This is a genomic window from Zooshikella ganghwensis DSM 15267, assembly GCF_000428585.1.
GTDB classification, from domain to species: Bacteria; Pseudomonadota; Gammaproteobacteria; order Pseudomonadales; family Zooshikellaceae; genus Zooshikella; species Zooshikella ganghwensis.
In genome coordinates this window covers 1-10,337 of the sequence record NZ_AUAF01000150.1, presented here as the reverse complement: position 1 = coordinate 10,337, position 10,337 = coordinate 1, and the positions used below count along the sequence as shown (strand labels likewise).

Annotated in this window: 12 protein-coding genes; 2 read left to right on the top strand and 10 right to left on the bottom strand. The window is 43.2% G+C overall.

Annotation, left to right across the window (positions count from 1 at the left end; translation table 11 throughout):
* Together F607_RS34850 and F607_RS0121500 are read left to right on the top strand one after the other, a co-directional pair.
* Window positions 1-201: hypothetical protein (locus F607_RS34850; RefSeq protein ID WP_027707400.1), on the top strand; the 201-nt coding region annotated here is incomplete at its 5' end.
* 129 nt (window positions 202-330) lie between these two features.
* Complete coding sequence (locus F607_RS0121500) at window positions 331-2,625, top strand: calcium-binding protein (RefSeq protein ID WP_027709724.1); 2,295 nt, start codon at window positions 331-333, stop codon at window positions 2,623-2,625.
* A gap of 586 nt (window positions 2,626-3,211) precedes the next feature.
* Here F607_RS0121500 and F607_RS0121495 read toward each other — a convergent pair.
* The 10 genes from F607_RS0121495 to F607_RS0121450 form a co-directional block, all read right to left on the bottom strand.
* A complete protein-coding gene (locus F607_RS0121495; RefSeq protein ID WP_027709723.1) occupies window positions 3,212-4,318 on the bottom strand; it encodes a tyrosine-type recombinase/integrase in 1,107 nt (368 codons plus the stop codon).
* Window positions 4,302-4,523 carry a hypothetical protein gene (locus F607_RS0121490; protein ID WP_027709722.1) on the bottom strand — a complete coding sequence of 74 codons (222 nt, stop codon included), beginning with the start codon at window positions 4,521-4,523 and terminating at the stop codon, window positions 4,302-4,304. Before F607_RS0121490 ends, F607_RS0121495 begins: the two co-directional genes overlap by 17 nt.
* 26 nt (window positions 4,524-4,549) lie before the next feature.
* Entirely contained in the window at window positions 4,550-4,852 is a 303-nt protein-coding gene (locus tag F607_RS0121485; protein WP_027709721.1) for a carbon storage regulator, read from the bottom strand.
* Window positions 4,853-5,091: 239 nt separating this feature from the next.
* Window positions 5,092-6,711, bottom strand: coding sequence for a DEAD/DEAH box helicase (locus F607_RS31025; RefSeq protein WP_051311724.1), 1,620 nt, complete (start codon window positions 6,709-6,711; stop codon window positions 5,092-5,094).
* 4 nt (window positions 6,712-6,715) lie between these two features.
* The gene (locus F607_RS0121475) at window positions 6,716-7,111 is read right to left on the bottom strand and encodes a hypothetical protein (RefSeq protein WP_027709720.1); all 396 of its coding nucleotides are present in this window, start codon (window positions 7,109-7,111) and stop codon (window positions 6,716-6,718) included.
* 32 nt (window positions 7,112-7,143) lie between these two features.
* Window positions 7,144-7,359 carry a hypothetical protein gene (locus F607_RS0121470; protein ID WP_027709719.1) on the bottom strand — a complete coding sequence of 72 codons (216 nt, stop codon included), beginning with the start codon at window positions 7,357-7,359 and terminating at the stop codon, window positions 7,144-7,146.
* 12 nt (window positions 7,360-7,371) lie between these two features.
* Entirely contained in the window at window positions 7,372-8,424 is a 1,053-nt protein-coding gene (locus F607_RS31020; RefSeq protein ID WP_038292012.1) for a hypothetical protein, read from the bottom strand.
* Window positions 8,411-9,064, bottom strand: a complete 654-nt coding sequence (locus F607_RS33125; protein WP_051311723.1) for a DUF669 domain-containing protein — start codon at window positions 9,062-9,064, stop codon at window positions 8,411-8,413. Before F607_RS33125 ends, F607_RS31020 begins: the two co-directional genes overlap by 14 nt.
* Window positions 9,065-9,066: 2 nt before the next feature.
* Window positions 9,067-9,822, bottom strand: a complete 756-nt coding sequence (locus F607_RS0121455) for an ATP-binding protein (protein WP_027709718.1) — start codon at window positions 9,820-9,822, stop codon at window positions 9,067-9,069.
* A gap of 2 nt (window positions 9,823-9,824) precedes the next feature.
* The gene (locus tag F607_RS0121450; RefSeq protein WP_027709717.1) at window positions 9,825-10,244 is read right to left on the bottom strand and encodes a DUF7173 family protein; all 420 of its coding nucleotides are present in this window, start codon (window positions 10,242-10,244) and stop codon (window positions 9,825-9,827) included.
* Between the last annotated feature and the right edge of the window lie 93 nt (window positions 10,245-10,337).

The following is a 10,337-nucleotide window of genomic DNA, read 5'->3' as shown; positions in this document are numbered from 1 at the left end:
ACTGAACGTCTCAAAGTTGAAGCCCTGATAAAAACCGTACAAGAAATCGTAATGGCGGATGAACCACAAAAAGAGCTGATAGCTTTTACAAAGGCTTTAAAAAAAGTATTACCCGAGCGTAACTCGAAAAAACATTTGGCGGGTTTAGATCTTGGTAGGCAAGAGCCGACGCCTTCATTACAGCACCGAATGGCAGCTTGAATAAATATACAGCTTTGTCAACCTAAAAAAACTTCGGAATCGAGTTATAGCCAAGGTATTTTTGCTGATGATAACTACGAGTGGGACGGCAGCTTTTCCGAGGAAATGATTGTTCAGCGGGCTAAATTCATGGAAAAGGTCCTCATCCGTAATGTGCAACAGCTGGCGAATGATGAGGCTGTGGGTGATGATGATGTAATGTATGTTGACCACTGGTTTGAAGGTAAAACCAATACATTAGGTGAAGTACAAGGTGTAACAACATTACGGGGTGGTAATGCATCAGAAAACCCACTAAATGCTAAACAGGTTGTATTTGGTAACCTGGACAGTAACAACCTATCAGGGGGTAACAAAGATGATAAGCTGTTCGGTATGGACGGTGATGATAACCTCCATGGCCGTGATGGCGATGACCTCCTGCAAGGCCACATTGGGAATGATGTGATTGATGGTGGTAAAGGCAATGATGTTTTACAAGGTGGTGAAGGTAATGACCACTACGTTTATACCACTGGTGATGGACATGATGTCATTGAAGATAACCAGGGTAACAACACCCTCGTCATCAATGGTAAGCAAGTACGCACGTTAACGGCTATCAATGATGAGCGAAGTATCTATCAGGATAAAAATGATAATTACTACTTAATGGATGGTAATGATTTAATTATCTGTCCTACAGGTGGTGGAACCATCACCATTAAAAATTTTCAACCCGTTAATTTTAGCCTTGAAATTAAGTCAAAAGAAGAATTCCATCCTGAGCCCATTCCAAGTAATCATCTTGTTATCAATACTGAAGATGATGCACCCAATGGTACTTCCTTATCCTCCTTGTTTGAGGAAAATAATAATACTACCTCGATGGTGTATAACGCTGAAGCATTTAAACGTAGTATGAATTTGAGTACTGATCTAACATCAAAGTGGGATGCTATTAACTGGAAAACGTCAAACAACTCACGCCTTTCCTATAGAGAAACCATTTACCGCTTTAAATTCCTTTCCTTTAGAGGAAGCACACAAGCAGATCAATTAAATGGCGATGATCTTACGAACTATCTGTATGGTCATGACGGAAATGACCATATATATGGTCTTGGAGGACATGATGTCATCAACGGTGGTGCAGGAAGTGACTATCTCGTTGGTGGCGCAGGTGATGACAGCATAGCAGGTCAAAGCAACCAGTCTAAGGATAAACCTGATGACGCTAATACTATTTTTGGGAATGGCGGTGATGATCAAATTGGTGGAGGATCTTACGCGGATGAAATTGACGGTGGTGCAGACAGTGACTTTATCTCTGGTTATACGGGCAACGATAAGATATCTGGAGGGGCTGGTATTGACTTTATTGTGGGTGATTCCTTCTCTGTTCTTCGTGCCTACTACCCAGAGCGCAACAACCAAGTAGTAGCATCCTTTTACGGTCTAAATAGCAAAGATGACAAGTATACGTATAATGATGTGATATCCGGTGGGGATGGTGATGATACCATCTATGGTGAAATTGGCGATGACATTATTAGTGGTGACGCTGGTGCAGATGTTATTTTTGGTGACCGTTCTATCAGCGCAGACTTAAATGTTAGCGCTTCAGCATTAATAACGGATAATTTTGCTTGGAAAGCAGGAAAACAACCAGGAGCGCTTCCCATCGAACTTCATGGTGATGATATTTTATCTGGTGGGGATGGTGAGGATGTCATTGTGGGTAATGGTGGTGATGACCGCCTCTACGGTGGTAGCGGTACTGACCGGTTATATGGTGACAGTCATACAGAAGATAGCGAACTCACTGGCAATGATTATCTCGATGGCGGTGCTGGCTCCGATATGCTTCGTGGAGGCGGTGGAGATGACATCTTAAGAGGGGGCCATGGAAAGGATTTACTTGCTGGGGAGAAGGGAAATGATCTTTATCTTTTCCAAAGAAATGATGGCATAGATTTTATAGAAGATACGGAAGGGCAAAACACTATTCGCTTAACGAATATTGCATTTGATGATGTCAATTTTGGTATTCATCAAAACGAACATGGTGGCTTCCTTGTTGTTGATCATAAAGAGTTAAATATTTTTCATGAAAAAGATGCGTTATTAATTAATGCTTTTGAAAAAGGAACATCCACAGTAAAAAGCGGCGTTGAGGATATGCAAATTGAATTTGCAGACGGTACCCGAAAAACAGTGCTTGAGTTAAGAAATCAACTTGTGCAATCTGAATCAGAATTGCCAACACGTAGCGCACGTGGAGTAAGAAGCGTTGATAATGAGGTACACTTATCTAGCGCTTCAAAAGTCGATGCACTTGTGCAGGCAATGGCTACGTTAGCAACTCATGACGCTACAGATATGAGTTCATCACCGACGGTTAATAGCTTACTCAGACCTGTATTAACTACCAGTGCAGTATAAAAAACTATCTCACGAATGCATACCCAAAGGATTGGGTATGCCAAAAACAATGTGTTTCCTCGACAATTATGTGTAGCTTATTTCTAGCCCCACATACTCAGTGAGAGGACAAGAAGCGTTTAAAAAGTGAACTGATGGTTACGATAGCTGCAACAGTTTATGGTTGAATTTTCATCAGTGTTATTAAGCTATTACTAAAGTAATTTGTTGTGGGACGCTAAGCACAACTGATCAGTCATAAGCTAGTCTGACCTGACGAGTGAATACTTAAATAAACGACAAGAGACTTCTAATTTATAAGTATATAATGTTGTAACTTATTGATTTTATTGGTCGTCAAATGTAGTAATTGAACTGCCACTTTTGCCTATAAAATCTATATATTTCAATAGGTTAACTAACTCTGCCCCTCATCATGGGGTTGTGGGGGTCGGAGGTTCGAATCCTCTCACTCCGACCATTTTTAAGCCTGTAATTCAATGAGTTACGGGCTTTTTGCTTTTGAGACTCATTTGCGTTATGCAAAATTCTGCAATATCCTGCAAAACTCAAAAATTTTGAACAGTGTTTAAACGAAACCTGTCTTCTAATTTTCTAAGTCTAAATCGGCTTCAACTTGTGTCCATCTTGTGTCATGTCCTTTTAAGTAATGTTCAGTCATTTTGTCAGAAGTATGACCCATTAACTGACGCACTTGGGCTTTACTCCACCCTTGCTGTTCATAAAGTAACCCACCTAACGATCGTAGTTCGTGGAATGTAGGTAATATTTCTTTGAAAATATTTTCATAAATACCCGACGCATCACGTGCTTTGGAAAAACTTCGGCTCAAGTAATCGGGTTTCACTGCAGACCAATGACCATTGCCCGTTAAGATTCTTTGAGGCTGTTTATGAATCAGTAGGGGAGAGTTGATTCCAGTACACCGTGCACGCTTAATCACTTTCTTGAGCGAGGGACCCAAGCCAATGGCCAGCCGTGCACAGTCACCATGTTTTTCCGTCTTGCTCTGCACCAGGTACAAGCGACCGTCTTTGATATCACTGAACTTCAGGCGCAATAAGTCAGAGCGACGTTGCAAGGTGATGATGGCCAAGTCCATGGCAATCTGTAACCATTCCTCTGCGTGTTGGTAAATAGCCTGATAGGCTTCCCAGGTCATTCGTTGACGTTGTTTACGAATACGCTGACTCTGTCGTGTTGATAATGTGGGGGCCACCGGGTTTTCAACTAACCAGCCTTTAACGATTGCAAACTGACACAGCTGGGATAACACCGACCGATGTTGTTTATAGGCATCACCCTTAAAACTTAAATCCAAATAACTGGCTACTTGCTCCACCGATAATGAACGAATACTCATGTCGCCTAAATCACTCTCCAGCCGATTTAATCGGTACTCTAATTCTTGAGCCGAGCGCGGCATTAATTCTTTATTTGGTACAATATCTGCTTTAAAGGCGTCAATAATATCGGCGATGGTTTTTTCACCGACGGCTAAAATAGAATTAATTAACTGCTGGGTACTGGGTATTAAAATACTGTTTAATTCCCGTGCCGCACGGACCGCTTCCTGCTTATCGCGGCCCAGGGCATGCCAGGTTTTATTGACGGGATGACGGTAACGAAACAAACCATTGGATTCATATAAATTCGGGCAAAGCCCACGTTTTTTTCTAGGACGGGCGGCCATAATATTTTGACTCACTTAAGACTTTACTGACCAATGAACTGCTGGCTTTTTCATGGACATCAATATTGATAAACCACAGTCCACCCTCTTTGGTTGCACCGGGTATCAGGCCACTTTCACAGCGATTACGTAGGGTTCGGAGTGTGGGACCATCACCCAGCGGATAACGCTGTTTGGCATAGGTGCTTAATCGCATCAAACGCATAATGATTTTCTCCCAACAAACAATAATTAAGCGGCCAATCTTTTTTGACGATTTCTTAAATACACTTTTTCCCGCAAAATAATGATATTGTCAGGCGCATCAAAACCAATACGAATTTGGTGGCGACTATTTCTTTCCAGGAGCACAATCGTTAACGGTAAGGTTTCCAGTGTGAGTGTGTCGCCAATAGTGAGCCACTGGTTATAATCGAGCTGAGGTCCTTTAATCGTAATCCGGGCGTTATGCTGGTGGTCTTTTTCAGCGAAGGTCAGAATCGTATGCTCGTTGATAAACGCTCTTTCTGAGCGGCGAAAAGTTAAAATTAACATTTTTATTTCTCCTCAGTGGACAGTATTCACGGCTTTGACGGGTACGCCTTGCAGGGTGAAGGGTGGTTGATAGTGGCACTGGGCCATGTCGTGTTTTAATGCTTTAAACTCATCCGGATGAACAGTGACACACGGTGGTCGTCGCTTTTTCGCGAGCTGATAATATTCAATGTATTGCTGGACGCGGTGTATTGTTTTTGCAGATTTTTTCGATAAAAAAGTACGACAAATTTTTATGATTAAGCACTCGCTTGTTGGGGGGATTCGGAAAAATCGTAATTTACTATGTGCGGGTATTTATCGGCTTGGCTGACCTGTACGGCGTTTGGTATTTTTAATGTCGGCGCATCCTGCAGAGCTTCTTCGGTAGAGCGGGGCAGTTGTCCACCTAAGCCGGCGCGTTTAAACCACCATTTCGCCGCTTTGGCTTTGGCATAACCTTTATGTTCGAAGCACACCCATTCATTGACGAATTCAAAGCCACAACGATAGGTGACTTTTAACGACGGTGGGGCATTTAATTTACGGTGAATGCTATACGACACATCAGTAACACTGAGCCACACCGGTCTAATTTGTGATTTTAAAAGCGCACCTTTGGACGCTTGATCGTTATGAGGCAGAGATTCACTCGCCGGAAAGACATGCCCACAGCTAGGACATTCCCGCAAAATAGCTTGTAACAGTGACTCACATTTAGGGCATTGTTTAGTCGGTGCTTCACCTGCAGCACCAGCTTTTTTTACTTTTGATTTCGGTGGTTGGATGTTATCAATCGGTCCATGGCGCTCAATGTTGTCGCCATAATCCAACACCAGGCAATCGGTTTTACCCGTCTCGGGTGAAATACGTAAGCCTCTTCCCAATATCTGTACATACAAGCCAGGGGAATGAATGGCCCGTAAAATGGCAATTAAATCGGTACGGGGTGCATCGAAGCCCGTCGTTAACACACCCTGACTCACTAAACAACGAATACGGCCTTGTTTATAGTCTTCAATTAATTGAGAGCGTAAGCCAATAGGTGTCTGACCATGCACATATTCAGCCTGTATACCATGGTCTTTGAGCATGGTAATAATCTGCAAACAGTGATTCACCGACACCCCAAAGATTAACCAGGCTTTACGATCCTGTCCCCATTCGCTGATTTCTCTTAAGGCTTTGCGGGTAAGGTCTTGTGCATTTAAGGCTTTTTCTAAATCTCGGGTAACAAACTCACCCTGGCGAATACTCACATTCGTTAAATCAATTTGCTCGGAGCCGGGTTGCGAAATTAATGGGGATAAAAAGCCCTGATCAATGAGTTTTTGAATATCAACGTTGTACACCACATCATTAAATAACGCGCCTTCGCCCTCAGTTAATAAACCGGTTTTCATCCGGTACGGCGTAGCGGTAAAGCCCACTAATTTCACCAATGGATTCATTAATTTCGCATCATTTAAAAACCGGGTATACATACTGTCGTCTTTACCCGCATTAATTAAATGGCACTCATCGACGATAATGATATTAAATGGCCCTAAATCAAACGCTTTGTTATATACCGATTGAATACCGGCAAATAACACATCAGCCTGGTGATCTTTGCGCCTTAAACTGGCCGAATAAATACCCGAGGGGCAGGTGGGCCAGAGCTGATTTAATTTTGCGTAATTTTGTTCCAGGATTTCTTTGACATGGCTGAGCATAAGTACCCGTTGGTTGGGAAACTGCATCACCCGACGAATAAATTCAGCGATAATCACCGATTTACCGCCGCCGGTGGGCACACAAACCAATGGGTTACCTTGCTGTTGTTGCCAATACTGATAAATAGCGCACAAGGATTCGTCCTGATACCAGCGTAATTTCATTGTTTCATCCTTGAAAGTGATTGATATGGCTTTCGTATTTACGTCTACAACGCTGGCTACACCACACGTTATCCCGATCAAATTCCAGTTCGCGGAGTTTTGATTTTTTTAGGCGATGAATATAGAGAGGTTGATCGCAGTTAACACAGTGTAACCACCAACCTCTCATCATTAACTCAGCGGCGGGGACATAACCCAACGTGGCGTAATGGTCAAATGCAGAGACTCGCTTTGGTGGATCAGTGTATTGGGGATCTAACTTAAAACGGACACAGGCTAGGTTTAATGCGCCTTCTTCAGTGACATGAAAAATAACATGTTCTCGATCTTCATCTTCAACAATAAGCCAAGCAAGACAGGGTAATCTTAGGTGAGCAATTGATTGATGAGCTGAATCCATGACAGAATCCTTTTAGCGAATTTAATTAATCTTTATTTTTGTTTGAACTCGGTACTTTTTTTCTCTAATACTTCTAAATATTCTGGTACATGCTCTGCAAGCAAAACAACAGCAAACTCAGGTTTTCCGTCATCATCAAATATCTTAATCTGACAATGACTGCTGCTAGATTCGGCCATTTCTCTTATTACATCGGTTAAATTAGTTGTAAAAAGCCTATCGATATCATCGGTCATTAGTTTTTTCATGATTCTTCCTAATTAAGCCGCGTTATTCACGAGTTGAGCATTAAACGTCGACCGTAAGGTTTGAATGTTGTTATCGGTTAATAAGGCTTTATCTTCAACAGCGCATAATTCATGGCTGTTAAATTGCTCAGGGGCTTCGCCGGTGATAAAGCATTCACCCGTTTTTTTCAGGTAATAACGAATCCAGTATTCGCCACTGTCAATCACTTCCGCAAAAAGCTGAATTAAATCGGGAATGAATAAATGGGCCTGACAGCCGACGCGCTGATTATTTTCAGGGATCAATAAATTAAAGCGTGCACAATGCCATTGACCATGATCAACCGCGGATGCATGTAAACAGGTTCGGCAATTAACTGCAGGTACTTGCTCACCATGACAAATAGCATGATGATCGCAAAGTTTGCACTCGTACCAGCTGGGATCATCATTTAATTTTTCCAAGGGCCGATCACTGGCAATAATCCGGGCGGCTTTAGCTAACGTGTTTTCAGCATAGGATTTGTCGTATTTAACCCGTTCGCCATACAACGCATCCGTGTTTTTGTTCACCGCAATATAATAAGCCCGATCGATTTGCTGCAGGTGCATATACACTTGCATCTGGGTAAAGTGCTGCGGTTTGCTTTTTTGTACGCCGTCTTTTTCCAACGATTTAAAACTTTTTTCACTGTGGGTTTTCATTTCGATGATATGCCACTGACTCGGTGCTTCTAAAAAGCCATGGCCCACACCATCCATTGAACCGCCAAAGTGATCCTGGCAAGCAGACACCCGAAATTGTTTCCCAGTATTCGGGTCCACGGTCCAGACCTTAATGCCCACTGCTCGTAAATTCGCCGCAAAACGATCCTCGGCTAAATGCCCCGTTTCAAATAAACGGAGCATTTGCCCGGTATGACTTTTTATCGAACACCAATGGAAGTCATACCACAGCGCACGCTCACAGCTTTTACCGATGATTGACGCCCCTAAATGGGCGCGCCAACCATGGCCAGTCTGTAGCTGCTCATAATGCTGATAAATCGCATTAATCGTGCTGTGTTGGGATTCAGGCAGTTGCATGGCTCTGATTCCATACCGGTTGTTCAAAATTCCCTGCAGGCGGATTTGAAGGCACCTGTTGGGTATTGATGGGCGGTTGCTGTTGAGGTGTAGCAACGTGCTGCGGGGCTGTTTGTGTAGGTGGAACTTGAGTCGGTGTTGTTTGATTAACCTGCTGAGTAGGCGGCATCTGATGGACAACACCAGGTGTTTGTTGTGTGGGAGGCATATTACCCATTGGATTCGCTGCAGCACTCTGATAACTGTCTTTAGACGCCCAACCCCGTATCACATTTTCTGGCTCGTTGGATTGTTTGTTATTGCGGATGGTGACTTTGATGACCAGCGGTTGATTTAATAACTGATCAGAATCCTGCACATTGGGATTACCCAATGCTTGGCCTATAGCCGAAATAGCGCGACGACCAATATTCTCTGCTTGCTGATTCGGATGGCTGATATTTTGATTATCAAATACACGACGTTCAGCATATTGGCCTTCCAAAATAATGTACGAAAATGCGATGTAATGACCGGTACCCGCTTTATTCATTTTAACGTCGGCTTTGTCGATCATCGCTAAATAATCGCCGGCAGGAATGGGGGTAAAGAAATTAATATTGGGATCGTATGCTTGGGTTGAAAAACCTAAATTCGCCATGATTAAAATCCTAATTGGTTGTGTGGTAAGGCCTGTGAAAATGCATCCCACTGCAGCGGGATTTCCGAGGGCAGGCCATAACGGTTTTTAGCTAAAAAGGCTGGTGTTTCCTGGGTATATAAAACACGTTGACCGGTGGTAATACCGCGTGTCACTTCGTTACCAAAACCGACATCCGTCTTTTTTACGACGGTTTTAAAATTGGTAAATAACACGCAATCCACTGACTCTTGAATTAAGGCACTGGCCCGATCGTGTAATTTAATTTGGTAACGGTCGTAAGGTTCAGTCTCAGGCGAGTCGAAGCGTTTAACCTTGGTATGGGCAATTAAAATAATGGCCATGTTTTTTTCATTGCGCAGGGCATCAAGCCAGGCTAAACATTGTCGCCAGTAAGTGAGGGCTTCACCGTAACCTTTGCCATAACCAAAGTCTTCAATACTGCTCTTGCCGTGCTGTTGGGCGGTGTAAGTCCAAATCAGTGGTTCCAAATGGTCCAGGGAATCAATAACAACCGTTTGGAACTCATGCTGTTCCTGATACAACGCCTGGAGAGCACTAATGACATCGGGATAGCTGGTTAATAAGGGAAAGGCATTGACCTGTAAGGCACCGGCACCGTCTTCGGTAAATAAAAAAATGGGATTCGGTGCACTGGCGGCAAAGGTGGTTTTACCTAAACCATGGCTGCCGTATAGCACCATGCGCGGCGCTTTCAGCGCCTGCGTTAAACCTATATTTGCAAGTGACAGTGCCATGATTACGGCTCCAGGGCGTCAACTTTGACGCTGGTCTTAGCGGGCTTGGACTCAATTGCGTAAGCCACCGCGTTGTACTCCTTGGGACATTGTTTTTTTAACTGCTTTAACGCGGTGACATTCACCTCAAACTTAAGCCGAAAAATCGAATTAAAGAGTTCGGGTGTCACCACTTCTTTGACTGTGCCCAAGTGTTTCGTGATAACTTTTCGATCGATTTTCCCTGTGGTGGTGACTTTAAAAAATGTGGTTTCATGAGCGCTAGAACCTTCCTCTTGAGCGCCGACCAGATTAATTAATTCACGCTCGATAAAGGTTTTTTGTTGATTTAAATCCGTGATCTGCTGTTTGATGTCTTGCAGTTTTTCGGCGTAAAAGTCCACCATGCGCACCGGTTCGGGCGCAGCCACTGTGATATTCATTGTGGTAACCTCTGAAAAATCAGGTTATTAAATTGAATTTATTGATTGTTTTTTTAAGCCGCTTCGAGCGTCATTAATTTAAGGTGCTTTAAC

Coding starts and splice junctions, on each gene's coding strand:
- F607_RS0121500 (WP_027709724.1), top strand. CDS start 331: ATGGAAAAGGTCCTCATCCGTAATGTGCAACAGCTGGCGAATGATGAG.
- F607_RS0121495 (WP_027709723.1), bottom strand. CDS start 4,318: ATGGCCGCCCGTCCTAGAAAAAAACGTGGGCTTTGCCCGAATTTATAT.
- F607_RS0121490 (WP_027709722.1), bottom strand. CDS start 4,523: ATGCGTTTGATGCGATTAAGCACCTATGCCAAACAGCGTTATCCGCTG.
- F607_RS0121485 (WP_027709721.1), bottom strand. CDS start 4,852: ATGTTAATTTTAACTTTTCGCCGCTCAGAAAGAGCGTTTATCAACGAG.
- F607_RS31025 (WP_051311724.1), bottom strand. CDS start 6,711: ATGAAATTACGCTGGTATCAGGACGAATCCTTGTGCGCTATTTATCAG.
- F607_RS0121475 (WP_027709720.1), bottom strand. CDS start 7,111: ATGGATTCAGCTCATCAATCAATTGCTCACCTAAGATTACCCTGTCTT.
- F607_RS0121470 (WP_027709719.1), bottom strand. CDS start 7,359: ATGAAAAAACTAATGACCGATGATATCGATAGGCTTTTTACAACTAAT.
- F607_RS31020 (WP_038292012.1), bottom strand. CDS start 8,424: ATGCAACTGCCTGAATCCCAACACAGCACGATTAATGCGATTTATCAG.
- F607_RS33125 (WP_051311723.1), bottom strand. CDS start 9,064: ATGGCGAATTTAGGTTTTTCAACCCAAGCATACGATCCCAATATTAAT.
- F607_RS0121455 (WP_027709718.1), bottom strand. CDS start 9,822: ATGGCACTGTCACTTGCAAATATAGGTTTAACGCAGGCGCTGAAAGCG.
- F607_RS0121450 (WP_027709717.1), bottom strand. CDS start 10,244: ATGAATATCACAGTGGCTGCGCCCGAACCGGTGCGCATGGTGGACTTT.